The sequence below is a fragment of the Coleofasciculus sp. G2-EDA-02 genome, from assembly GCF_040226375.1.
GTDB lineage: Bacteria > Cyanobacteriota > Cyanobacteriia > Cyanobacteriales > Coleofasciculaceae > Coleofasciculus.
Map to the genome: position 1 here is coordinate 1 of NZ_JAVKEW010000162.1, position 24150 is coordinate 24150.

Annotated in this window: 21 protein-coding genes and 2 pseudogenes; 5 read left to right on the forward strand and 18 right to left on the reverse strand. The window is 46.5% G+C overall.

Going from position 1 to position 24150, the window contains the following annotated elements; genetic code table 11:
* Positions 1-259, reverse strand: a pseudogene (locus tag RLO19_RS19590) (RNA-guided endonuclease InsQ/TnpB family protein); the annotation flags it as partial.
* Positions 260-605: 346 nt separating this feature from the next.
* Here RLO19_RS19590 and RLO19_RS19595 point away from each other — a divergent pair.
* Positions 606-2351 carry an ABC transporter ATP-binding protein gene (locus RLO19_RS19595; protein ID WP_446359124.1) on the forward strand — a complete coding sequence of 582 codons (1746 nt, stop codon included), beginning with the start codon at positions 606-608 and terminating at the stop codon, positions 2349-2351.
* Here RLO19_RS19595 and RLO19_RS19600 read toward each other — a convergent pair.
* A complete protein-coding gene (locus RLO19_RS19600; protein WP_446359125.1) occupies positions 2348-2488 on the reverse strand; it encodes a hypothetical protein in 141 nt (46 codons plus the stop codon). The two genes, RLO19_RS19595 and RLO19_RS19600, sit on opposite strands and share 4 nt — an antisense overlap.
* A 404-nt stretch (positions 2489-2892) precedes the next feature.
* Here RLO19_RS19600 and urtA point away from each other — a divergent pair, with 404 nt between their 5' ends.
* On the forward strand, positions 2893-5679 hold the full coding sequence (urtA, locus tag RLO19_RS19605) for an urea ABC transporter substrate-binding protein (RefSeq protein ID WP_446359126.1): 2787 nt from the start codon (positions 2893-2895) through the stop codon (positions 5677-5679).
* 175 nt (positions 5680-5854) lie between these two features.
* On the opposite strand, the gene RLO19_RS19610 is transcribed toward urtA, so the two are convergent.
* The 7 genes from RLO19_RS19610 to RLO19_RS19640 form a co-directional block, all read right to left on the reverse strand.
* Complete coding sequence (locus tag RLO19_RS19610; RefSeq protein WP_446359127.1) at positions 5855-7006, reverse strand: glycosyltransferase family 4 protein; 1152 nt, start codon at positions 7004-7006, stop codon at positions 5855-5857.
* 20 nt (positions 7007-7026) lie between these two features.
* Complete coding sequence (locus tag RLO19_RS19615) at positions 7027-8490, reverse strand: MFS transporter (RefSeq protein WP_446359128.1); 1464 nt, start codon at positions 8488-8490, stop codon at positions 7027-7029.
* Positions 8491-8730: 240 nt separating this feature from the next.
* Positions 8731-8853, reverse strand: a complete 123-nt coding sequence (locus tag RLO19_RS19620; RefSeq protein ID WP_446359129.1) for a hypothetical protein — start codon at positions 8851-8853, stop codon at positions 8731-8733.
* A gap of 201 nt (positions 8854-9054) precedes the next feature.
* A complete protein-coding gene (gene recO / locus RLO19_RS19625) occupies positions 9055-9924 on the reverse strand; it encodes a DNA repair protein RecO (RefSeq protein WP_446359130.1) in 870 nt (289 codons plus the stop codon).
* Between the two features lie 109 nt (positions 9925-10033).
* The gene (deoC, locus tag RLO19_RS19630; RefSeq protein ID WP_446359144.1) at positions 10034-10711 is read right to left on the reverse strand and encodes a deoxyribose-phosphate aldolase; all 678 of its coding nucleotides are present in this window, start codon (positions 10709-10711) and stop codon (positions 10034-10036) included.
* A 155-nt stretch (positions 10712-10866) separates the two neighbouring features.
* A complete protein-coding gene (locus tag RLO19_RS19635) occupies positions 10867-11553 on the reverse strand; it encodes a Uma2 family endonuclease (RefSeq protein WP_446359131.1) in 687 nt (228 codons plus the stop codon).
* 365 nt (positions 11554-11918) lie between these two features.
* The gene (locus tag RLO19_RS19640) at positions 11919-13349 is read right to left on the reverse strand and encodes a hypothetical protein (protein WP_446359132.1); all 1431 of its coding nucleotides are present in this window, start codon (positions 13347-13349) and stop codon (positions 11919-11921) included.
* Between the two features lie 243 nt (positions 13350-13592).
* On the opposite strand from RLO19_RS19640, the gene RLO19_RS19645 reads away from it, so the two are divergent.
* On the forward strand, positions 13593-13901 hold the full coding sequence (locus RLO19_RS19645; protein WP_446359133.1) for a hypothetical protein: 309 nt from the start codon (positions 13593-13595) through the stop codon (positions 13899-13901).
* Between the two features lie 50 nt (positions 13902-13951).
* Here RLO19_RS19645 and RLO19_RS19650 read toward each other — a convergent pair whose 3' ends face one another.
* The 5 genes from RLO19_RS19650 to RLO19_RS19670 form a co-directional block, all read right to left on the reverse strand.
* Positions 13952-14740 (reverse strand): ABC transporter permease, encoded by a 789-nt coding sequence (locus RLO19_RS19650; protein ID WP_446359134.1) that lies wholly within the window; start codon positions 14738-14740, stop codon positions 13952-13954.
* An 85-nt stretch (positions 14741-14825) separates the two neighbouring features.
* The gene (locus RLO19_RS19655; protein WP_446359135.1) at positions 14826-15836 is read right to left on the reverse strand and encodes an RNA-guided endonuclease InsQ/TnpB family protein; all 1011 of its coding nucleotides are present in this window, start codon (positions 15834-15836) and stop codon (positions 14826-14828) included.
* Positions 15837-16204: 368 nt separating this feature from the next.
* Positions 16205-17188 (reverse strand): ABC transporter ATP-binding protein, encoded by a 984-nt coding sequence (locus tag RLO19_RS19660; RefSeq protein WP_446359136.1) that lies wholly within the window; start codon positions 17186-17188, stop codon positions 16205-16207.
* A gap of 6 nt (positions 17189-17194) precedes the next feature.
* On the reverse strand, positions 17195-17815 hold the full coding sequence (locus RLO19_RS19665; RefSeq protein ID WP_446359137.1) for an HD domain-containing protein: 621 nt from the start codon (positions 17813-17815) through the stop codon (positions 17195-17197).
* A gap of 310 nt (positions 17816-18125) precedes the next feature.
* Complete coding sequence (locus RLO19_RS19670; protein WP_446359138.1) at positions 18126-19586, reverse strand: LCP family protein; 1461 nt, start codon at positions 19584-19586, stop codon at positions 18126-18128.
* Positions 19587-20027: 441 nt separating this feature from the next.
* Between RLO19_RS19670 and RLO19_RS19675 the strand changes: the two genes are divergently transcribed.
* Together RLO19_RS19675 and RLO19_RS19680 are read left to right on the forward strand one after the other, a co-directional pair.
* Positions 20028-21137, forward strand: a complete 1110-nt coding sequence (locus RLO19_RS19675) for an RRXRR domain-containing protein (RefSeq protein WP_446359139.1) — start codon at positions 20028-20030, stop codon at positions 21135-21137.
* A 55-nt stretch (positions 21138-21192) separates the two neighbouring features.
* Positions 21193-22254: a mannose-1-phosphate guanylyltransferase gene (locus tag RLO19_RS19680; protein WP_446359140.1), complete on the forward strand. Its 1062-nt coding sequence runs from the start codon at positions 21193-21195 to the stop codon at positions 22252-22254.
* Positions 22255-22480: 226 nt separating this feature from the next.
* On the opposite strand, the gene RLO19_RS19685 is transcribed toward RLO19_RS19680, so the two are convergent.
* The 4 genes and pseudogenes from RLO19_RS19685 to RLO19_RS19700 all read right to left on the reverse strand — a co-directional run.
* Positions 22481-22918 (reverse strand): Hsp20/alpha crystallin family protein, encoded by a 438-nt coding sequence (locus RLO19_RS19685; protein ID WP_446359141.1) that lies wholly within the window; start codon positions 22916-22918, stop codon positions 22481-22483.
* Positions 22919-23087: 169 nt separating this feature from the next.
* Positions 23088-23507: a hypothetical protein gene (locus RLO19_RS19690; protein ID WP_446359142.1), complete on the reverse strand. Its 420-nt coding sequence runs from the start codon at positions 23505-23507 to the stop codon at positions 23088-23090.
* A 225-nt stretch (positions 23508-23732) separates the two neighbouring features.
* Positions 23733-24047, reverse strand: a complete 315-nt coding sequence (locus tag RLO19_RS19695; protein WP_446359143.1) for a hypothetical protein — start codon at positions 24045-24047, stop codon at positions 23733-23735.
* Positions 24028-24150 (reverse strand): annotated as a pseudogene (locus RLO19_RS19700) (IS630 family transposase); the annotation flags it as partial. The gene RLO19_RS19695 and the pseudogene RLO19_RS19700, both read right to left, overlap by 20 nt.

A 24150-nucleotide genomic window follows, 5' to 3' on the forward strand; every position in this document is an offset into this window, starting at 1 on the left:
TGCCTTTTTGCTTAGCTGTTTTCCGGTTAGCTGCTACCCTGGCACAAACCCTGATCGCCATATTTGCTACCAGGTTAAACTGACTTTTAATGGTTTGATAAGTCAGCGATTGGATAGCAATCTTGTTGGTCAGCTTTGGATCGGTATGTTCGTTCACGTAGTTACAAGCATCCGCAAACGCCTGAAGGGTTGCCTCTAATTTGGCAACCTGTTTAGGAGAGGGTTGAAGCTTTACGACTATCGTGAGAACTTGTTTCATGACTACCATTGTACCACCCAGCGGGAATATGGGAAATACGTCGGGCATTTAGCGTTGGCATTTCCCGCTCTCCCCCTACGGCTTACCTCCACTTCGTTCCGGTTGAAGCCGTAGCCCCTCGCGATTCGGGTGGTTTCTTGATTTGTCATTAGTCATTTGAGTTAAATTAGACTGTTAAGGCATAAAATCACGGTATAACTCGATCTGGAGCCATTTTAACTAACAGTTTGGCATAGTAGCTTGAGTGGCGATCGCGCCAGGGTTGTGGTCCCTAATGATTATTTTGGGCATCTGAACGCGAGAAACAAGCCATTGTCTGTACCAAAAACTTGTTAGGATTTTTAACATGGCTAATTCTCGTATCCAAAAATTACTCGCCTATCTGCGCCCTCATACCACTCAGGTATCATTAGGCATCCTGGCTCTGCTGATTGTCAACGCCGTCGGGGTCTACATTCCCCTGCTGATTCGGGATAGTATTGAGGAACTCCGCATCGCCTTCGCCTTTGATCAGGTGTTGCAGTTAGTCGGATTCATCTTTATCCTGGCATCCTTGATGTGGGCGATTCGCATGGCATCGCGTATCCTCATCTTTGGGGTGGGGCGTAAGGTAGAATTTGACCTCAAGCAAAAGATTTTTCAACATCTGCTTACCCTAGAACCGTCTTATTTCTCTACGAATACAGCGGGTGATTTGATTAACCGCGCCACGAGTGATGTGGACAATATCCGCCGTCTTGTCGGGTTTGCGGTGTTGAGTTTAGCCAATATTGTCTTTGCCTACGGTTTAACGCTACCTGTGATGATGTCGATTGAGTGGCGGCTGACATTCTTGGCGCTGGCGGTTTATCCCGTCATGTTGATCACAGTTCGCCTGTTTAGTGATAAGCTGCGTACTCAACAACAGGCGGTTCAGGAAGAACTCTCAAACCTCAGCGAATTGGTTCAGGAAGATATGAGTGGTATCTCCCTGATTAAAATTTACGCCCAAGAAGAAAATGAACGGCGTGCCTTCCGAGGTTTGAATCAACGACTGTTATCGGCAAATCTGGGATTAGCCAGCACTCGCAATGTCCTGTTTCCAGTGATTGAAGCCCTATCCTATATCAGCTTACTCCTGTTGATGTGGTTTGGAGCGGGTGCGATCGCGAGGGGGGCGATTACTGTGGGGGATTTTGTCGCCCTGGTTATTTATGCGGAACGGTTAGTCTTCCCCACCGCATTACTGGGATTCACTATTACTACCTATCAACGGGGTGAGGTGAGTATTGACCGAGTGGAGTCAATTTTGACCATTGAACCTAAAATTAAAAATGCCCCAGATGCCATGGCACTTGTGCAACCGATTCAGGGAGAGTTAAGAGCCAAACATCTCAGCTATACGTTCCCCGATGCCAAAACCCCAGCCATCCAAGCCGTTGACTTTCATATTCATCCCGGTGAAACGGTGGCAATAGTCGGTGCGATTGGTTCAGGAAAATCAACTTTGGCGAATGTTTTGCCTCGCCTGTTGAATATTGCACCGAATCAGTTATTTCTGGATAGCTACGATGTCACTCAGATACGCTTAGCTGATTTAAGAGCCGCGATCGCATACGTTCCCCAAGATAGCTTTTTATTTAGTACCAGTCTTAAAAATAACATTGGTTACGGCGCTCCGGGAAGTGAACAGCCGGAGATACAACAGGCGGCAAAACAAGCTCAAATTCACTCAGAAGTTCTCAATTTTCCCCAACAATATGAAACAATGGTGGGAGAACGGGGAATTACTTTGTCTGGGGGTCAACGTCAGCGAATTGCCCTGGCTAGGGCTTTAGTCATGGATGCGCCAATTCTGATTTTAGATGACGCCCTCTCTAGTGTGGATAATCAAACCGCGACCAAAATTTTGGCGAATCTTTCCACAGGGGTTGACCGCAAAACGGTGATTTTTATCTCTCACCAGCTTTCAGCCGCAGCTACGGCTGATCGGATTTTTGTCATGGAGGCTGGGAAGATTGTGCAAATTGGGACTCACCCTGAATTGATCCAACGTCCGGGGCTTTATCAATCCCTGTGGAGTCAGCACCAGATTGAGGAAGTTTTGCATTAATTTTGTCCTTCGTCATTACTCGCTTCCCCAGGGAAGCAAGCTACGTCATTTGTCAGAGCATAGGGAACAGGGAGTGATATCATGTCCGGTTGAATACCCATAATTACGGTGAGGGTGAGTAGGGGCTTGGTTACCAAGCCCGTACATTTTTATTAGGGGTGATTTGCCGGACATCATATGAGAGATTGTAAAGTTTTGGTAACTCATTATTAGAATTGTCACCGATTTGATTAAAGGTAAAAATTGATACAATTACCCATCGGTCAACTCGGTTAGTATTCAAGGGGACATTGTGAAAAGCAATGGGCAGATGTTTAACGTTTGTCTAAATAGGGCATTTTACCTATCGTTGCGCTATACAGCTTCATTTAGTACCAGGGATTCGTGTTCAGGGTGTTTCGCTTTTGTCACTTTCCAACGTTGAAATTAAACGGCGGAGAATTGATTCAAAAACCATACCCTTCTACCCTTTTAACCTTTTACCCTTACCCTTCTACCCTTTTTAGGAACTTAACGGGAGAATATTTCGGGAACATCAGTAATGAGCGAATTCAACCAGTCAGTGATCAGATCTGGTGCGGCGATCCGTGTTGGTATTTTACATTCTTTAAGTGGCACGATGGCGATTAGCGAAGCCTCGTTAAAGGATGCGGAACTTATGGCGATCGCAGAAATTAATCAAGCGGGTGGTGTCTTAGGACATCAGATTGAACCCGTGATCGAAGATGGCGCGTCCAAATCAGCCACATTTGCCCTTAAAGCTAGAAAGCTAATCGAACAGGAGCAAGTGGCTACAATCTTTGGCGGGTGGACTTCTGCAAGTCGCAAAGCGGTTTTACCGATCTTAGAAGAACTTAACGCCCTGATGTGGTATCCGGTTGAATATGAAGGACTCGAATGTTCTCGCCACATTTTTTATACCGGTATTTGCCCGAATCAACAAGTCGGTCCGGCGGTGGATTGGTTACTAGCACATAAGGGGAAACGCTTTTATCTAATTGGTTCAGATTATGTTTTTCCCCGAACGGCGAATAAGTTAATTAAGGCGCAGCTTAAACAACAAGGGGGAAGTTTAGCTGGGGAAGATTATGTTCCTTTAGGGATGACAGACTTTGGTGATTTGATTGCCCGGATCAAGCAAGCTAAGCCGGATGTAGTCTTCAATACCTTGAATGGGGATAGCAATTTAGCCTTTTATCAACAGTACAAAGAAGCAGGAATCACGGCGGCGGAGATTCCCATTTTAGCCGTGAGTGTCGCTGAAGAGGAATTGCGCCGAATTGGGGGAAGTATCGCGGTGGGTCATTATGCCAGTTGGAGTTATTTTCAAAGTATTAATACTCAGAAAAACCGCGAATTTGTTCAGAATTTTCAGGCACGTTATGGTCAAGATCGTGTGACCAGTGATCCGATTGAGTCGGCGTATGTCCAGGTTTATCTATGGAAACAAGCGGTAGAAAAAGCGGGTTCTTTTGATGTGAAATTGGTGCGGGAAGCGGCTTATGGGCAACAGTTTGAAACGCCGGGAGGGAAGATTAGTATTGAGACGAATAACCATGTGAGCAAATATTGCCGGATTGGTAAGATTTTGGATGGTGGTCAATTTGAAATTGTCTTTACCAGTGTCGGGCGACTTAAACCTCAGCCTTGGTTGGGAATTGAAAAGTTAAGTGATCAGATCTCGCCCGTCGTGATTGATATGTTGGCAGAGGTTTCCCAATCGATTCAATATAGCTGTCAACTGGAACAAAAGTCACGTGAATTGGAAGCAGCGATGGCGCAATTGATGGCGACGAATGAAAAGTTGCAACGCACTCAAGACCAATTATTGCAAGCCGAAGCCCAATTTCGTGAGTTACAAGATCAAGAAAAACTGCTGAAGCGTCGCTTGTCTAGTCAAATTCGCAGTTCTTTGGAATTAGAACAGATTTTGAAGACGGCGGTGAAGGAAATCTGTTGTTTATTACATATTGATCGCTGCCAGTTTTTGTGGTATCATCCCCAGAGTAGCCCGCCTCGTTTTGAACCCATGGAAGTGGCGGGAGAGTTGAGTGAGAATGGGGGAGTGCAATGGAACACGGCGGATGAACTTTTGCCGGATTTCCCGTTAATGATTCAGCAGCAATCGTTGCTACGGGTTGACGATATTGCTAGTGATAGCCAGCTTAATGGTAAGAGTCGCGATCGCTTCCTCGATGACGGATTACAAGCCCTGCTAATTGTACCCCTACAAACTCGCAGTAATAAAATTGGTGTAGTGGTTTGTGAACACTATCAGGAAAGTCGTTATTGGAGTGAACAGGAGGTTGAATTAATTGTTTCGGTAGTTGATCAACTATCGAGTGCGATCGATCAAGCTGAATTATATGCTCATAGTCGCACAACCGCCGCATTAGCCACAGCGCAAGCAGAACAACTTAAGCAAGCCTTGCATGATCTGAAAACCTATCAAACACAGTTAGTGCAGACGGAAAAAATGTCCACCTTAGGGACATTAGTCGCGGGTGTAGCTCACGAAATTAATAACCCCACCAGTTTTATTTACGGTAATCTTCACTATGCCAAAGAATACACCGAGGATTTATTAGAAATGCTGCGGTTGTATCAAAAATATTATCCTGAACCCGCACCCGAAATTCAAGATCACGCCCAAGCGATTGAGCTAGACTTTTTGATCAAAGACTTGCCCAAAACTCTGGGTTCAATGGAGATTGGCGCAGAACGGATTCGTCATTTGGTGTTGAGTTTGCGGAATTTCTCGCGTCTGGATCAAGCCCAAATGCAACCCATGAATATTCATGAGGGGATAGAGAGTACTTTACTGTTATTGCGAAATCGACTGAAAGGGAATGGTCACAATCCAGAGATTGAATTGGTGAAAGAGTATGGGGAGTTACCGTCGGTTGAGTGCCATCCTTCGCAGCTTAATCAAGTCTTTATGAATCTCCTGAGTAATGCGATTGATGCGTTAGAGGAAGTTGTCGCCCGGAATGGGACAAATTTTTTGCCGCTAATTCGGATTTGTACAGAAGCGCCCTCGGTTGATTATGTGCGGGTGAGAATTCGTGATAATGGAGCAGGGATGACGGATGAGGTGAAGTTAAAGTTATTTGATCCGTTTTTTACGACTAAGCCGATTGGTAAGGGGACGGGTTTGGGGCTTTCGATTAGTTATCAGATTGTTGTAGACAAACATAAGGGAATTTTACAATGTCACTCTACTCCTGGACAAGGAACGGAGTTTATTATTGAGATTCCGGTGCGACAAAATCGTGAAGTTGCTGTTAGTCATGAAATGAGTATCCGACTCAAAGCTCAAGCCCATTAAGAAGGCTTTCCGGCTTTCCCTGCTCCCCCTGCTTCCCCGGCTTTCCCTGCTCCCCCTGCTTCCCCTGCTTCCCCGGCTTTCCCTGCTTCCCCGGCTTCCCCTGCTTCCCCTGCTTCCCCTGCTTCCCCGGCTTCCCCGGCTTCCTACCCCCACCACAATACTTATTCAGCAGACCCTAAGTCCGACTGCTGACCTGCTGAACTCGCCCTTTTAGCACCTCTTTATACAAGCTTTCTAATTGACTAATGTTCCCACCTAGGGTGTACTTTTCCATAACCCTAGCTCTCGCTTTTTGTCCTAGAAGGGTTGTCCATTCGGTATGATCCCGTAACAGGGGCAAAAGTGTATTCAATTGAGACGTGACCCGATGGGTATTAAGAATAATACCCGCGCCACCTTCTAAAACCTCACCATCCGCCCCCGCATCAGTGGCGACACAAGCCAGACCACAAGCCATGGCTTCGAGCAATGATAAGGAGAGTCCTTCTAATAACGACGGTAAAATGAACACATCTGCGGCTCGCAGAATGTCAATCCGCTGCTGTTCATCTGCCACAAATCCTAACCAGAGAATCCCATCGTATTTGTCATAAAAGGGTTTCAACGTGGACACCAAAGGTCCACTTCCGACAATCAAAAGCTTACAGCGAGCGCCCATTTCTGACTGTTTCCACGCCTTGAGTAAAGCCTCTACATTTTTCTCTGTAGCAATGCGACCTTGGTAAACAAATAAGCGTTGAGCATCAAATCGAACTTTCAAATTAGATGTGCCAGGAGCATATTTGTGCACATCAACCCCATTGGGAATGACGGCAAGTTTGTGGCGAGGAACTCCTAAACGCATCAGAAAATCCCGTTGCAGTTGAGAAAAGATAATTACCCGATCATAATGTGCCAAAAACGGAGCGTAGAGTTGATAGGCAAACAGTTGGGTACCTGATTTTAAATTGCGGCGTTTGCCATCAAAGGGGGGATGAAATGTGGCTACTAGGGGTAAATTCAAGTCTTCACAGATTTCTGGAAGCAGAAAATCTAGGGGAGACAAGGTAAGAGACGCATGGACTAAATCCGGGCGGAGTTGCTGTAAGGCTTGTTTTAGCACCTTACTGGCTTTGGGTGAGGGAATTGTATAAACCTGGGATTTGTACAAGCAAGGGAGGGACACCTCTTGACAGCCCGACCACAGGGAATCTGCGGCGACTTCGTCTTGGGTAAAATGGAGGAAACTAACTTGGTATCCCCGGTCAAGTAAAGCGTTGGTAACTTCTCGACCGTAAGTGACATTTCCACAAAAGGGTGATTTTTTTCCGATCCAGGCGATATGCATTCAGGTTGAATCGTGAGTCTCTATTTGTCAGCGTTGGTTAACATCGCTGATCCTGTAACGGAAATATACCAGTTTAGGCACCCTCCCGCGATCGCAATTATGGCTAAACTGAATAAGACAGGGGCTAACCCGATCCAAGTTTCGGCTAAACCCGCTAAGGCTAAAGGCAGACTCAGGGCTATATTCACCCCATTATTTTGCAGTCCAAAGACCTTACCTCGCATCTCTTCAGGGGTTTCTGCTTGAATCGTGGTTTGCATGGGAATCCCCACCATCGCCCCACACATTCCCAACAAGGCGGTCATTCCTAACGCCATCCAGAGATTATGGGTAAATAGGGATAAACCCGCTAGCGCCACCGACATACCGATCGATCCATAGAGACTCAAGCGATTGTGGGTAAAATGCTGACCCCAATGTCCCAGAATCGCCGCACCACCAGCCATTCCCAGACCTCCCATTGCCAGCAAGAAGCCAAATTGTGAGGCTTTCATCCCCGGAAGGGTTTCTGCGAGTCGTACAGCTAATACGGCTAAGGCAGCGAAAATGGAGAATAAAATTACTAATTGAATCATGGCATTGCGGACGCGCCGTTGGCGTTTGAGGTAAAGCAATCCCTCCCAGATATCGGCAAAAACGTGAGGGGTTTCACCTTCAGTGGGTTCAGTATTTTCACCCGTTTTCAGCAGTAGCAGCAACAATCCCGCGATCGCATAAGCCCCACCGACGACGAATTCCTTGCCAAATTGCCAGTCAAGTCCCAGTTGCGCCACAAATTTATCGGTCAGGGCTAACAGGGGATCACCCACGGCAAATCCAATAATCAACGATGCCATCATTGTCGTGGTATAAAGGGAATTCGCCGAGAGCAAATTACGACGCTTGACAATCAACGGAATCACAGCTTGTTCGGCTGGGGCAAAAAACTGAGTTAAGGTGGAAACCAAAAATGTGATAATCAACAATCCGTAGAAGCCAACGGGCAAATTGTAGATGGGACTCCAATCGGTCGTCAGCCATAACACCGCCGGGACTGACCAAACCAAGACACCTCGCAGCAGATTCGTCGATACGAGTACTGCCTTTTTCGACCAACGATCCACGAACACCCCCGCCAAGGAACCAAACAGGATAGCCGGAATCGTAAAGGCAATCATTAACGCTGAAACCCAACCACTGATGCTGGTTCCCGCCGCCTGGAAGTGGCTAGCAATCAAGGCAATCATCAACACCAGATATATTTTATCGGCAAGCTGAGAAAAAACCTGACCACTCCACAAGGTTAAAAAATTACCATTTTTCAGAACAGGTACAAACCCTCGTTTTGCTAGTTCAGCAGGAGGTTCAGCCATTTTCGCCGGGACTTTCTCTGCTTGAGATGGCGGCTTGTGAGGTTCTCGATAATTGCGCTTAGTCACAGAAGATGACTTTTTTTGAGCAGGATGTTGGTTAACTCGTTTGGATTCAGATTCAGATAATCGCATTCTTTCTCATCAGTTGGCTGCTGTGGCTGATCAACCTCGATGGGTGAATCGTCCACTTAAAATAGTTTGATAAGTTTTGTAAGACACTACACTTTCTCTATCATCTCATGTGAACCACCCAGCGCTCACCTCTATTCAGGTATAGTTGGCGAGGTTGTAGGGGCGAGTCGCTGCTCATAGTAGGCTGTGTGAGAATTAACCTGTCTCGACTCGCCCTTGGCTCAAGATGCGCGGATCAGATCATTCCCGATACCCTGTGGAGGGCGGGCGAGCCGAGCAAATTAATGGCTCGGTGGTGTGAATTAGGGCTTGCTGCACAACTCCCAAACCCTTAGCCATCAATACTTTGAGTAGCATTGACATTGGTTCATCTTCCAGGAAAGAGAATCAAACTCATCAAAACCCTTGCACCGCTATCAGGAAAAATGTACCCTTGCTCCCCCAGCTCCCCCAGCTTCCCCGGCTTCCCCCGCTCCCCCTCACCACAGCAATTATTCAGCAGCCCCGAATTATATGCGGTGGGTCGCCCCTACGGGGTTAATCAGCTAGGCTTTAAATAATAACCTATGATTCGGCAGGCATCGTCAAAGCGTTTAATAACTCGGCTGAGCGAATAGAACGACCAAAGTGATACTGAGCATAATCCCGTAACATACGCTCAACTTTTACCCAAAGGGGAGCGATCGCGTCTCGTGACATCTGAGATAACTCAGCCGCCGCTAGCTGTTGTACAATCGTTAATTCAACGGCACTCAGCTTACAAGTCAACCGTGGCAGAGGGGATTGAGAAATACCATGGTTACGGCTAACTAGGGGATGGAACAGGTTCTCAGGTTGAGACACCTCTACCGCTAAACGATATGTTCCACCTGCCTCCACACTAAACCCTACTTGCCAATTCGGATCAGTAACATCCGGCTGAATCGGGTGCTGAGTGATACAACACTGTTGCACTTGCGGCGCAATCCCCGCCAAAGCTAATAGGTGAAAAATACCATGGCAAAGGTGTGCCAAAATTAGGGACGATCCAGTGGGGCTACTGCTTAAGGGGGGTAACTGTTCCAACCGCCGCAGATGCTCATTGAACAAGGCGTACAGTTCGCCTTGGGGTTGCTCACTTAGAGCATGACACAATACTAATTCTGCCAGGTACTGACTTGCCGCCAGTTTCCCCAAATCCTTCGCCAATCCTGGATAGGATTCCAAGGTTTCAGCCTGAGTAATTTTATCCAGCGATCGCCCTTTGTAAATCAGTAACTGATTCACCACAAACAAACCCATTCTACCCGCCAATTTCGAGTTCTGCTTGCGGGAACCCGGCGCCACCACCCGAATTAATCCCCACTCTGGCGTCAAAATTGTGACTAACCGATCAGCTTCCCCGAGGGGCATACTTTTTAGGTTAATTCCAGTGGCATTATAGGTTTTAGTCATTAGTCATTTGTCATTTCAAAACTCTCGGACTTAGTGGGGGCGGGTTTAGTTTTGTTAGTGGTTTGAGCCACCGCGTTATCGGTCAAACCCGCCCCTACATACTTAAAACTCATTCCTCGTCTTTTGCCTCAAGCTGTTGCAACAATTCTGGCCCGCGAGAGGTTCCTAATCGGGTTGCTCCGGCTATGACTAAATCTAACGCTTGTTCAATTGTGCGAATACCCCCCGACGCCTTAATTCCAATCTGTCCCTTTGTCAAGTCTTTCAAGAATTTTACATCCGATACCGTTGCGCCTCCATGCCAACCTGTACTGGTTTTGAGATATTGCGCCCCAGCATCAATGCAGATTTCGGCGGCGAGTTGTTTTTCATTATCGGTTAAAAGCGTTGTTTCCAAGATAGCTTTGACTGTTTTCCCTGTTTCCTCGCATATTTGGGCAATTTCTCGGTAGATTGCATCGGTGTTCCCAGTTTTTAATGCCCCTAAATGAAGCACTACATCTAGTTCCGTTGCCCCATTTTCTACCGCTTCTTGGGCTTCGTAGAGTTTGGCGGCGGCTGTGGTAGCGCCACTAGGAAAGCCAATCACAGCACAGACTTTGGGGGATTTGTTGTGCAATAGTTCAGCCGCGAGTTTGACGTATACGGGATAGACACAGACTGTAGCAAAGGAAAATCGATCTGCCTCACGACAATATTTCTCCACTTGTTCGGGTGTTGCCGTGGGGGAGAGGAGGGCATGATCAATGAGGGGGGCAATATCGATATCGGGATAATCCATGGCGATCGCGTTTCTACTCTATAAAAATTAACACTTAAGACGAATGTCACGCTCTTTAAGGTTGGTGGGCAATGCCCACCCTAGGGCATATCCAGGGTGTTGGCGCTCCCCAAATGCACGCTTTATCAATGCCATTCCCCTTAAGACGTGACACCTAACACCTACTTCCGTGATGCCAACTCTTGAACAAAATCTTGATGATCCTGACTGGCTAATCCCTGCTGCAATACGTCTAAAACTTTGGCTAAATTTCCGGCTAATAACGCGGCTCTATCTAGCCACAATCCAGGAAAAACGACTGAACAAATTATCCCCTCGCTATTGGGTTCAATTTTAACGTAGTCTCCTGAGAGTAACCTAAACCAATCCAATTCACCGTTTTCAACTCGCCATACCAAATACTCTTGTACTCCATTGCGGCGATATACGTTGAGTTTTTGGTGCAAATCAATGGAAACACTACTAGCCGCAATTTCTACGATTAACTCAGGCGCACCTTCGATATAATCATCGTCGCTTATCGTTGATTGTCCACCTTGTTCTAGTCTTAATACTGCATCGGGTTGGGGTTCGTTATCAGCATCTAGACGCACCGTTGTGTTATCCAGCGTTTCTACTCCTGGTGTAGCGGCTTCGTAAGCGATTAACCAACCCATAATCCGAGAATGGGGTTTGCCATGTTTTTTGGCTCGTACTGGAGATGCCATATAAACGATTCCTTCAATTAATTCCGCTTTTTTTAAGTTAGGCATGGCTGAATAGCGATGCTCAAATTCAAAACGGTTGAGTTTGTCGCCGTTTTCTAAGCGGGCAATTGTTACTTGAGGAGAGAGTTTTGTCGATGTCATGGTCACCACTCGCGATCGCTGCCTTTATAGTACTTTATTATAAATGCTAGCCTGCTTGACCTCTCCTTGGCATCAATGACCCTGTTAAAGTAGGAGAAAATAAAACGATGGCAAAGTCGAATAAAAGCAGTAAAAGCCAAGAAATTCACAAATTGACAATGGATAATGAACAATGGATAATGACCTCTCCTTAAAAGAAGAGGATTGAATTTAAGGAAAATATTTTTTAATCTCCTCGTAAACGAAGAGGTCTTAGACCCAATTAATCAATTATCAATTATCAATTATTAATTATCCATTGATAAGCCATTCCGCCGGGGACGCTTATAGGCGTAGGGGTAAAGTGATACGCAAAATGTGGGTAACTACTGAGGTGGGAGAGTTTCCATCTCTTGACGTAGTTGGTCAGCTTCTTCTAAAGTGGCTTCTGGATCTTCATCGGTTGAACGCTGCACATAATTGAGCTTAAATTCTTCCAACAAGTCAGAGAGCAACGACTGAAGTTCTAGCTGGGTTGCCTCATCCTGTAGTTCTTTGCGTAGGGCATACTTAAAATTATGACTCAGTTGGTCAAATAGTTCCCGCCCTTTGAGATCAGAGTAAGAGGTGGCTAAGACTTCATAAGTGGCTTGGGCTAAATAATTAGCAAGGTTTTCCGTAACCTCTTTCGGTAATGCTTTTATTCCCGGTACTTGTTGTAATCCAGTGTAAAAATCCGATTGTTGCAGCGCTCCTTTGAGACTATGATGCAACAATTCCTGTAAATCGGGCTGAACTTGAGGTAAGACTTTATAAATAGAGAGTTCTAAGAGTCGGTCGGTGATGGCATCGACTTTATTAATATCACTAACTTGGACGTAGGCTTCAGGTTGCAATATAGCACGCGCCATATCTCCTTTATCAACGGACTCTTTGGTTTGATTAATCAGTCGCACCATTAAAAACATGGATACCCTATCCGCCAAGTAAGCCGCCGGTTCGTGGGTGACTTGTGCTAAAATACGCTCCATATTCACCAACCCTGATTGATGCGATCGCACGGATACTGGAATAATCCGTAACCAGCGCCAGGTGGGAAATAGCAGCAGCATATCATACCAGCGCCGCCAGAGAGCATCTCCCCATGTCAACTTCTCTTGGCGTCGAGATATGAAGAAGGTACGCCCTAAAAGCTCAATCCCAAAAAAGGCGATAAAATAAAGGTCGATACGCCAGAAGTTATCCACGAATTGACCATTTTCGTCGGTAGGTCGAAAATAATTACTCTCTAGTAGCGGTCGAACTTCGCTGTCAAAGAATGAGAGAGCATTTTCCCAGCCTACTTGCGCCAGATACTCCTGTCTCCAAAATTGTGAAAAGGCTTGCTTCGCTGATTCCGTATTCAGATGATCCCGCATCCGCCGCTTGAGTTTAGCAAATGTACCAAACTTGTTGGCTGCCAGAAATGGGTTCTCTTCAATTAGATCATTACTTTGTTGGCGCAACTCTTGCAATACTGGCTCAATTGGCGGTGCTTGCAATCCTTGCTGGGAGAGTTGCACGGTTAATGCCTCAACGGTATTGAGGTAGCGTTGGGTATCTGGATGAGGCTCAATACTTTTAACCGGATCATAGACTGTAACGATCTTAGGAAATTCTCGCACATAAACATCCCGCAATGGAATATAGCTGAGATTGAATAACGCCAGCAGGATATTTGCCAATGCAATTAAAGCGGTGAGCTTATTCCACCAGTTCCGATCTCGATTTTTGTAGGAATCGGCATAGGTATCCTTCACTAGAGCTTGTTCTGCCATTTCCCCGTTGAATAATCACTGCAAACAAATCGGGGCAAGTAGGTTACCCCTATTTTAACTGAGCGTATCAGACGCTACAAAAAATTAGTTACCTCGCTAGATAGAAGACAGAACTGAATTATATCATTCAAGAGATAGATGCATCAGCCAGACGAATCACTCAATAATGAAAAAGGAATTAAACTTTTATAGTTGTATCCAGCCTTATTTAAGGCAAATCTTTGACGTTAACGAGGAATTCTTATGGCTACTCAACCCGAACAGCAACAGATAGTATACCGAGAAAAAGTGCAAGCTGAGTTAGACAAGCTAAATGCTCAGGTTGACGAAATGAAAGCCAAGGCAGCGCAAGCTCAGGCTGATGCTAAGATTCAGTACAGTAGCCAGATTGAGGAATTGCAAACCAAACAGGTTGCAGTGCAGATGAAACTTGAAGAACTCCAAGCGGCTAGTCAAGATGCTTGGGAAGATATCAAAACTGGTTTAGAATTAGCTTGGCTGGATTTACAGCAGTCGTTCCAGAATGCAGTTGCTAAATTTGATCAAAAATAGTTGCCGGTGTAGAGACGTTCCATGGAACGTCTCTACAAAATTTCCCTGTCTCAAGCTCCCATTCCTGAATACTGCTTCAATCCCTTGCGCCACAACCAGCGATTGACGCCAAAAAATAACAATCCCCAACCCACCATAACCAAAATTCCTTGGACAATATTAACAGGTAGCCCAACTAACAACGCGGCGGGAAAATGAGCCAAGTAAGGGAAAGGAGTCCACTCGGCAACGGCTCGAACTGCGGGTGGAAAGACTTCCAAGGGTGCCATCATGCCTGAAAGAAATAAATAAAATAAATACCAAAATTGTTCTAGTGAAGTGGCTCGCTCTGTCCAAAACGCCAATAACCCGAAAGTATATTGGATCAAAAATCGTAGGGCAAATGCCATTGTAGTGACGACTACAAATAATAGCAGATTCCCTAAACTCGGTAGCCAAAATGCTGGGGGATAGAGGAAAAAGAATAAACCGAGAAGTACAACTGATAAAGGCATGCGGACAAAACGTTCAGATACATGCCCTGCCACATGATGCCATACCGGATCAATGGGTTGCAGGAGTTTAGACGAAAGTCTTCCTTCTACCACTTCCTTTTCAAAATCAAAAATCATCCACACCACAGTAAACTGGCGAACGATAAAAACCGATAGGAAATAACGCATAAATTCTTCCGGTGTTAGCTCAAACTCCCCTCCCTGAGATGCCTTAATCCAAACTCCCATAAGAATCAGTGGTAAGCTATTTGAAAGTATCCAAAAAAAAAGCTCTGCCCGGTATTCCAACATGTGAGCATAGTAAACAGACAGAAATACTTTACTGGTGTTAATGAATCGATTCATTAGGGATAAGGCTCCAGGGCAGATGGCAGAAGGGGAAGAGGAAAGGAGTCAACTGCCCCACCCACTTTTGGGATGGGGCTTGTAACTAGGCGAGATTACTCTCGCCCGAAACATAGGGCGCATTGACTGACGCCTGCTCCTCGGTCCCACGTTGGGTAGAAGAGAGAATGTAATCGTCTCGGACATTAAGAGCAGCATTAAGGTCAGCGTGAGTCTGATAGCCACAGTTTTTACAACAGAAGCGAGACTTGTGACGATTTGTCCGCCTGATGTGTTTGCAGACATTGCACTTTTGAGAGGTATAGCGAGGGTCTTGATGGACTACTCGCTTGCCCAAGGCTTCTGCTTTGTAGGTTAAAAACTGCTCTTGCTGATAGAATGCCCAACTCCCCAGCCACTTATTCATTTTCTTGCCCCGTCGCTGAGTGCGAATACTCGACAAGTCTTCAAGCACAAAGACTGCTATCTCTGGCTTTCTGACAAGCTTCTTACTCACACAATGATTCGTATCCTTCATGAACCGCTTCTCGCGTCCCGACATCGCTTTTAATCGACGTTTGGCGCTACGAGTGCCTTTTTGTTGGAGCTTACGACGATTGTATAAGTAGCGTCTTTGTACGCCTCTGATTTTTGAAGAACTGAAAAATTGACCGTCAGAGGTAACAGCCTGATGATACAAGCCTCGGTCGATTCCTTGTATTTTTCCTGTAGCTTGTGGAGGTTCAGCCGTTTCAAATACTAACCTTACCCAAAACTGTTTGTTGTGTTTTGAATAAGTTAGGGTTCCACTGCGAAACTCCCAAGTCTCAAAGATTTCTTTGAAGTGTTCCGGCACATTCAGGATAAGTTTTTCACGCTTACCAATACACGAAAGGGTTAATTGATGCCCCCTCAGTGTCATGGTGCGCTTGTCATAACGCAACCCCGATGTCGGCTTCTTTCGAGGGAGGTGCTTGAATTTAGTTGCCTTAATTGCTTCCATTGCGTTATCCCGAATTGTTTGTAGGAGTGCCGATGGTACATTGGGATATTGCAATCTCAAATCAGCATACATTGCCTTATGAGCCTTGTTTTTGTTGTACGTTCGTTCTTTCAACGCCCAATCAACGTGCTGATTAAAAATGTCAGCACAAAACCCCATCAGAGGCAGAAACCTTTTATGGGGTAAGTTGACGGGGATGGAGACGGTACGCTTGACGGTTTTACCTCCAAAATCCTTGATCGACTTAGATTAGCACAAAAACTTATATGTTTTAGTGGTATACGCAAAGAAAATACATCGAGACTCACAAACACAGAGGCTAACTGTCACCCCGATAGATTATTGGCAGGCTCAGGGGTATCGAACCCCTGAGCCTGCCTCGCCTCTCATCCCCACCCACTTTTGGGATGGGGTTTTCCCGGCGAATTTTATAAATTATAACTTTAGACGGACATGATATTACATAGACGAATGACAAACTATCAGGAAACGACTCCGGCGCGGAAAACTCGACCGATGACTTCTTCAATGGGGGGGTCACTAACAGTTAAATCTATCACCTCTAACTCCGCCAAAATCCGAGCCACTGTACTTGTCAGCTTTTCACGCTGCACAAAGAAACGTACAGCTAACCCATCCACGGCTTCTATTTCTGCGTAACCCGATAACTCCTCTTTTGACAAAGGTTGAGCCAGTTCCACTTTCACCTCTCGATAGGGAGCAAAGCGATTTAGTAGTCCTTCCAGGCTGCCATCATAAATCATCTGCCCTTCATAAATTAGTAGCACTCGCTGACACAGTGCTGTAATATCTGCCATGTAGTGACTAGTCAATAAAACCGTTGCACCCGTGCGCTGGTTGTACTCGCGTAAGAAATTCCGCACCCCTAATTGTGCATTAACATCCAATCCCAAGGTAGGTTCATCTAAAAATAAGACTTGGGGTTGATGCAAAAGCGCCGCCAGCAATTCGGCTTTCATGCGTTCTCCGAGGGAGAGTTTCCGCACGGGTTGTGTTAGTTTGGCTTCTAAGGATAACATTTCTGCCAGTTCCCCGACGCGACGTTGAAACTGGTTGTGAGAAATTCCATAAACGGCGGCGTTGATTCTCAGGGAATCCCAGGCGGGTAAGTCCCAAATTAGTTGTTGCTTTTGACCCATGACTAGGGTAATCTGCTGCAAGAAGCTGGATTCTCGCTGAAATGGCACATGACCCGCCACTTTAACCTCACCCCCTGAAGGGTGAACGAGTCCGGTGAGCATTTTCAAGGTTGTGGTTTTACCTGCACCATTGGGACCGAGAAATCCCACCACTTCCCCCATGCCAATTTCAAAGGAAACATTTTGTACTGCAACGATTGAGCGGTACTTACGGCGCAAAAAGTGGTTTAGAGTTCCCTTAATACCAGGTTGTTTGACCGCTACGGGATAGACTTTGCTCAGATTTTGAGCCACAACAATAGACATAATGATCTAGTCTACTTGAGTGTTGGTGGAGAGCGATCGCGCCTTTTGTAAATAACCCGCCTTAATGCAGTCTGCCACAATTTGCTCGACCAATGCCCAAAGCTGAGGTGTACCGTCTTGCACTGGCGCCATCCGTTGCATCACTTGATCTTGAGTAATACCATGAAGCTGCCAAGTTCCGCCCTGATTCTGTTGATTTAGCAGCAGAGGCTGCAAACGGTCTAGGGCGACGGCAAATCGGGCTGTCGGCGTGGCGGCGGCTTCAAATTCTGCCCAGATTTCTCGCAATGATTGTCCTTGGTCTTCGGGTAACATGCCAAAAATCCGGGTAGCCGCTTTTTCTTCCCGGATAGCTTTATCCTGATTTCCCTGTACGTCGTAGCAGAAGGTATCTCCCGCGTCAATTTCAACTAAATCATGCAGGAGTACCATGATTATCGCTCGTCCCAGGTCAACCTGGGAGGGTGCATACTCGGCAAGAATAATCGCCATCAACGCCAAATGCCAAGAATGTTCGGCGCTGTTTTCCGGGCGAGAATCATCAATTAATCGGGTTTGGCGCAGAATCCCTTTGAGTTTGTCAATTTCAATAATAAATTGAATTTGCTGGCTAAGTCGGCAGTTCATTTGTCATTCGTCATTTGTCTTTTGTCATTTGTCATTTGTCGTTTGTCATTTGTCATTTGTCATTTCTCATTTGTCATTCGTCATTCGTCATTCGTCATTCGTCATTTGTCGTTTAGACAGGGCGGGTTTAGTGACATTAGGGTGGACAAAAAACGATAGTAGTGAAACCCGCCCCTACACATAAAACTCTTTTCTAGTCATTGATCATTTACCTCCCCCTGCTCCCCTTGCTCCCCCTGCTCCCCCTGCTCCCCCAACTAAGAGACGTAGCATGCTACGTCTCTACATTGCTCCCCCTGCTCCCCCTGCATTATTCCTCCTCTTCTGGATGCTGAATCAACCAATCCTCACCCACTCGAATGGTTAAATCTGATTCAATATCTCCTGTAGAAGAAGCTTCGATGTGACCGAGTTGCAAAACCCTTTTCAATGTCGCTGCTGCGTTCAAATCACCTTGTTGTACAATAATCTGAGTTTCGCGTACCTGATCGGGCCAATCCTGTATGATATAGACATTATAAAAGTCGTTTTCCGCCAAATATCGAGCAAGTTTGTGAGCCAACTGCGGGTCATCTGTGGCATTTTGAATAGCAATTCGCAACCGTTGGGGAGAACGGCGGATATCTGAGGAACTCCAGTCAAAGGTTTGCTGAAAATATTGTTGCATGACGCGATCGCGTCCGGCAGAATCCATAATCCAATAGCTGGCGACATATTCCTCTGGATTGCTGAAGCGACCGGGTAAGAGTACCATCTGAAAATCATCTTTGTCTAAATCTAAGCCAAAGCCTACCAACGCCAACATTTCTTCTAAACTGAGATTGGTATCAACATATTGTTGCATCACCCGAATGATTTGGGGTAAACGCGGTAGCACAGTAGGGTTGAGTAATCGTTGACGCAGCGCCTTGAGCAGCGTCTGTTGGCGCTGGACTCGACCAATGTCGCCATAGTTGTCTTGGCGAAATCGAGCAAACTGTTCGGCTTGGTCTCCATTTAAAGTCTGCCATCCCGGTTCTAAATCAATGTACAAATCCTGGGTTACATCCTCATACTGCATCGGATAGGGAACAAACACCTCCACTCCCCCCACCAGGTCTACCAGTTCCCGAAACGCATCCGTAGTCACCCGCACATAGCGATCAACGGGTACATTATTCAGGGTACGGCTCACCACCCGTGCGGCTAACGCTGCACCCCCCTCCACATTGGCATCATTGATTTTGGCAAGTCCTACCCCAGGAAGTTCTACTTGGGTATCCCGAGGAATTGAAAGCATGGTGAGTGAATCTGCTGTTGGATCTAAGCCTAACAACAGCATGGTATCGCTGCGACCGCTGAAAACCTCAGGCGAGTTTTTATCACTATCGGGAACGCGGTCAATCCCCATCACTAGGATGTTGACGGGTCTGGCTAAATCATAACGAAATGCTTGTCGCCAGGCATTTTCTTTCGCGCCAGGGATAAAATTTTGCGGCACGATTAAGGGGGACAGGGGTGTAATTAGGGCAACTGTTGCGCCCAAGGTAGCAGAAACTGTAGCGGTTAAGATAAACGCCGCACTCCACAGGAACCAGCGCATATAGCGACTACCATTGGATTTATCCGAATGATCATCGGAATGGGAATCTCCGCCGTCATTATCTGGCGGTGGAGGAGGCGGGGAACCCCCAGTAACATCTTCAGCGACATCAGAGTCGCCGTGCGATCGCGCATAACTTTTTGGATGGGAGACTTGAAAGCCCCAGCTAGTTTGGGAACTATTCGACACGTTTTTTTACCCTCACCACACACCAACTGTTCTCGAATCTTTTGACGTTCACCGAGTCTATTGCTGGATTATAGCGTTAGCCCGCCTAATCCCCATTAATCTTTGGTAAGGAAAAATCTACCGAGGTGGTCACAAGTATTGAGTGTTGACTCTGTATTCCCCCATCTCCCTCATCCTTGTGGGCTAGGATGTAGCAGAGATTTAGAATAGCACGGACGTTCAACAACCCCACGCTACTAACGTGGAGCGTGGGGATTGCCAGAGACAGGACTGGCAACGTTAAGAGTTGAATAGACCACCGAGCCGTTAACTGATACACACTTCCAAATACTTCCCCAGTTTGGATTCACTGTAAGTCTACTTGTTTAGACGCTCTAAGAGAGGAAATTTTGTTAATGGTGGTCGAGGGGACAGACAACTTTACACGAAAGGCTTATACCCATGATTCGTGTTCCAGTTTTATCACCGAAAGGTAAACCACTAATGCCAGCTAAAGCTAGCCGTGTTCGGCGGTGGCTAAAAGCTGGTAAAGCTAAAGTCGTACATAACGACTTAGGCATATTCCAAGTCCAGTTAACTCAACCACCATCAGGAGAAGAAACCCAAGATATCGTAGCCGGAATTGATCCGGGAAAGCTATTCACGGGGATTGCGATTCAATCAGCCAAAACAACCCTATTCCTGGCACACCTAAAGTTGGTGTTTAAGAACGTGACCAAACGGATGCACCAACGGGCAATGATGCGACGGGGACGGCGAGGGCGACGGATTAACCGGAAGTTACCCTTTGATCAACGCAGTCACCGCCAGCACCGATTCAATAACCGCAGGGGCAACAAAATACCGCCTAGCATCCGGGCTAATAAGCAGTTAGCGCTAAGGGTAATTCAAGAGCTATGGCGAGTCTACCCGTTCCAGGACGTTGTAGTTGAGGTGATTAAAGCCAGAGGGGACAAAGGGTTTAGTCCCGCGATGGTCGGGCAGTATTGGCAGATTGAACAGTTAGAACAAGCTGGCTACACCGTCCACACCCAAGAGGGATGGCACACCTCAACCCTAAGACAGTACCTTGGCTTGCCCAAGTCCAAGAACAAGGCTGAAGAGTCACCCGCCGCCCATGCTGTTGATGGTATTTGCCTCGCCGCTTCCCAGTTCATGCGGTATCGCCAAATCAAAGGGAGAAGTGGCACCTTCAATGGTGGAATAACGGTAACACCCTGTCAATTTGCGGTAATCAGCCGCCCCCCAATTTGCCGCCGCCAACTACACCTAATGATTAAGAGCAAGGGAGGGCTGCGGCGAAACTATGGTGGCACGGTTACTCGCCACAGTGGGTTAAGGAAGGGCGATTATGTCAAGGCTGAAAAAGCAGGCATCAGATGGTACGGTTACGTTTCCGGTGACACCAAAACCAAAGTTTCGGTGAGTGACGCTAACTGGAAACGGTTGGGACAGTTCACTGCCAAAAAAGTCCAATTGTTGCAGCGAAATACCGGACTGGTATCAACAGTTGGATTGTCAAACCTCACCACATTGAGTGGCACGGTTTGACCTCTATCCCTCCCCAACCTGCTTCGCTGAAGTTGGGGTCTCACGAGGTAAAGCGATGAGTCAATCCTTAATCCCTGTAATTTTAGCTGGTGGCAAAGGTGAACGGTTTTGGCCCCTCAGTCGCAAGCATCGACCCAAGCAGTTTTTAAGTTTAGATGGTAGTGGTAAGAGTTTATTACAAACCACGGCTGAACGTCTCAGTCAATTGGCGGGAGATGCAGCCAATGTCTGGGTGATCACATCGGCTCAATTAGCCGACGGGGTGCGAGAACAGTTACCCCAACTCGATCATGAGCATATATTAGCCGAACCTGAAGGGCGAGACACGGCACCGGCTGTGGCTTGGGCAACATTAGAAATTGCGCGTCACTATGGAGAAGATGCAGTGGTCGGCTTTTTTCCAGCAGACCATTGGATTGCAGATCAGCAGGCGTTCCAACAGACGATTGAGGCGGCGACTCAGTTAGCGGCGACTGAAGCGGCGATTGTCACCTTGGGAATTACCCCCAACTACCCCTCTACGGGTTACGGTTATATCGAACAAGGAGAACCCGCCGGAACGTTTAATGACTTACCAGTATATCGGGTGGCTCGATTCACAGAAAAGCCTGACCAAGAAACAGCCGAGAAATTCCTGGCGACGGGGAAATTTAGCTGGAATGGTGGTATGTTTATCTTCCGGGCTGGTGTCGTATTAGCGGAACTTAAAACCTATGCGGCTGATATTATCAATCCGTTGCAAAAACAGGGTGTTGCTGCTTATTCTAAACTACCTAAAACGAGTATTGACTATGCCTTAATGGAGAAAACCCAACTGACTTATGTTCTCCCGGTTACGTTTGGCTGGGATGATTTGGGAGATTGGAATGCCTTAGAACGGTTGCACAAGGGGGAGGCGGCTAATGTGGAACTGGCAACTCATGTTGGGAAAGATACCCAAGGGGCGATTCTTTATGCTAGTGATCCGGATGAGGTGATTGTGACGATTGGCTTAGACGATGTGGTGGTTGTGCGGGATGGTGGGGTGACGTTAATTGTCAAAAAAGACCGCACTCAGGAGATTAAGCAGGTACTGAAAACTCTACAAGCCGACTCCAGGTTTAGCCAGTTACTTTGATTAGCCTCGTTCCCAGGCTATGCCTGGGAATGCCCCCCTGGAGGCTCTGCCTCCCGGAAACTGTTTAATCGCCTGCTTTATCAATGGATAATTAATAATTGATAATTGACAATTGATTAATTGGGTCTAAGACCTCTTCGTTTACGAAGAAATTAAAAAAGATTTTCCTTTTGTACAAAGGAAATAGGGCGCACGTCGGTGCGCCCCTACGAATGTTTGGCTGAGATTAGCCGAGGTTAACTTTGACTACTTTGGTTTTTTCGGCTTCTGCTTTGGGCAGGGTTAGCATCAAGATGCCATTTTTGTAATCGGCTTCCACTTTATCGTTCTGAATTCGAGCAGGTAAAGGAATTACCCGTTGGAATTTGCCATAGCGGAATTCACTGCGCGTGACACCTTTTTCTTCAGTCTTGGTTTCAGCTTGGCGTTGACCACTAATGGAGACTGCTTCTGCGGTAACTTGCACATCTAGATCTTTAGCGTCCATGCCTGGAATTTCGAGTTTGAGGTAAACCGCATCCCCATTTTCGTGCATTTCGGCGGGGGGAACAAAGGCTCCTGTCCATTCAGAACGGCTTGCCGGCGTGAGGCTCTCAAACAGACGGTTCATTTCATTTTGTAAGGAATCAATTTCCCGGAACGGTTCCCAACGAATTAGTGCCATAATGTATAACCCTCTAAAAACGAAGTGAGTATTTCAGGGGTTTTGTAGAACCACCTCTTTACTATGTTTTTAGAATACAAAAACTCGGTAGGTAGAGGGATTCGGTTCAATACCCTATTGGAGTAGTATTCACCGCACCTGTTTGGGGTGCATCTACTGAGTTTGGGGGTCACTTAATACCGAAAATAGACGCCAGTTGGGGTAATAGCTGAGTACTTTCTTCGAGAAAATCATGGGCGTTGGGTAATTCAGCAACCATCCCGCGTAAAATTCTAATGGCGGTTTGGGCGTGTTCCTGTTTATCGGGCGCTTGAGGATTCTTCCCGGCTGCGGCTAGTATCTTCACCTGTTCTAAGGCTTGGGCTTTGTCTTGGGGAGATAAGTTATCCTCTGCTTCAATAATGCGCTGCAATCGTCTCAGGAGTTCTTTGGTTCCTGGAAGCTGAGGCTGCGCGGCGGTGGGAAGGTGGTTAATCGCGTTGGTGGTGTCAGTGGCGATCGCATCCAGTTTGGTGTCGTCTGAATCGCCTCTGTCTGCGCCCTTTTCCGGACTTGTCTGATTGGGCGTTTGGGAATTTTCCAGCATCATACCTCATTAAGTCGGGTTTAGGTTCAGGTTACCGAAGGCGTGATTCTGGTACATCTCCCTATGGTTCAATCGGCTTCATCTACTAATTCATACCAAATCCGCCTTGGAAACCCCCTGCAAGAGGAGGCGATTGAAATCGCAGCTACACAAACAAAGTCCGCCTGCGCGGACTAGATTAAAAAGGGGGAAGCCAGAGGATGCTTCGCTTTTTGTTCCATGGGGGATTTAGGGGGATCTCTTAGATAAATCACGCAGGAAATAGAAGCGATCGCGGTTCAACTCATTACCCCTACTCCGCCCTAAGTAGCCTGTTAGGGGAGAGGACAATTCAATGAGAATATCACGCAATTCGTTCGGCATTAAGGGTTTGGGGGGACTTGAACCCATATACGCGCCATAAATTGCATCAACTCCTGCTGCGTCTAAGCTTGTATTTTCCTGGAAGGATTTAACGGATTGGATAATGTGCGATCGCACGGCGATGTCTTGACGCACTTCTACCAGGTAAGCTGCTACGCAGCTAAACCGGATAAACAGCATTGCCTTTGTTTTTGATTTTTCTATTCCATTTAATTATAAGCTCTCCTTCATTTAATAATTTATGTAGCAATTTTTCTAGTTCTTCTACTGATTCAAATAGTCG

Coding starts and splice junctions, on each gene's coding strand:
- RLO19_RS19595 (WP_446359124.1), top strand. CDS start 606: ATGGCTAATTCTCGTATCCAAAAATTACTCGCCTATCTGCGCCCTCAT.
- urtA (WP_446359126.1), top strand. CDS start 2,893: ATGAGCGAATTCAACCAGTCAGTGATCAGATCTGGTGCGGCGATCCGT.
- RLO19_RS19610 (WP_446359127.1), bottom strand. CDS start 7,006: ATGCATATCGCCTGGATCGGAAAAAAATCACCCTTTTGTGGAAATGTC.
- RLO19_RS19615 (WP_446359128.1), bottom strand. CDS start 8,490: ATGCGATTATCTGAATCTGAATCCAAACGAGTTAACCAACATCCTGCT.
- RLO19_RS19620 (WP_446359129.1), bottom strand. CDS start 8,853: ATGTCAATGCTACTCAAAGTATTGATGGCTAAGGGTTTGGGAGTTGTG.
- recO (WP_446359130.1), bottom strand. CDS start 9,924: ATGACTAAAACCTATAATGCCACTGGAATTAACCTAAAAAGTATGCCC.
- RLO19_RS19635 (WP_446359131.1), bottom strand. CDS start 11,553: ATGACATCGACAAAACTCTCTCCTCAAGTAACAATTGCCCGCTTAGAA.
- RLO19_RS19640 (WP_446359132.1), bottom strand. CDS start 13,349: ATGGCAGAACAAGCTCTAGTGAAGGATACCTATGCCGATTCCTACAAA.
- RLO19_RS19645 (WP_446359133.1), top strand. CDS start 13,593: ATGGCTACTCAACCCGAACAGCAACAGATAGTATACCGAGAAAAAGTG.
- RLO19_RS19650 (WP_446359134.1), bottom strand. CDS start 14,740: ATGAATCGATTCATTAACACCAGTAAAGTATTTCTGTCTGTTTACTAT.
- RLO19_RS19660 (WP_446359136.1), bottom strand. CDS start 17,188: ATGTCTATTGTTGTGGCTCAAAATCTGAGCAAAGTCTATCCCGTAGCG.
- RLO19_RS19665 (WP_446359137.1), bottom strand. CDS start 17,815: ATGAACTGCCGACTTAGCCAGCAAATTCAATTTATTATTGAAATTGAC.
- RLO19_RS19675 (WP_446359139.1), top strand. CDS start 20,028: ATGATTCGTGTTCCAGTTTTATCACCGAAAGGTAAACCACTAATGCCA.
- RLO19_RS19680 (WP_446359140.1), top strand. CDS start 21,193: ATGAGTCAATCCTTAATCCCTGTAATTTTAGCTGGTGGCAAAGGTGAA.
- RLO19_RS19685 (WP_446359141.1), bottom strand. CDS start 22,918: ATGGCACTAATTCGTTGGGAACCGTTCCGGGAAATTGATTCCTTACAA.
- RLO19_RS19690 (WP_446359142.1), bottom strand. CDS start 23,507: ATGATGCTGGAAAATTCCCAAACGCCCAATCAGACAAGTCCGGAAAAG.
- RLO19_RS19695 (WP_446359143.1), bottom strand. CDS start 24,047: ATGCTGTTTATCCGGTTTAGCTGCGTAGCAGCTTACCTGGTAGAAGTG.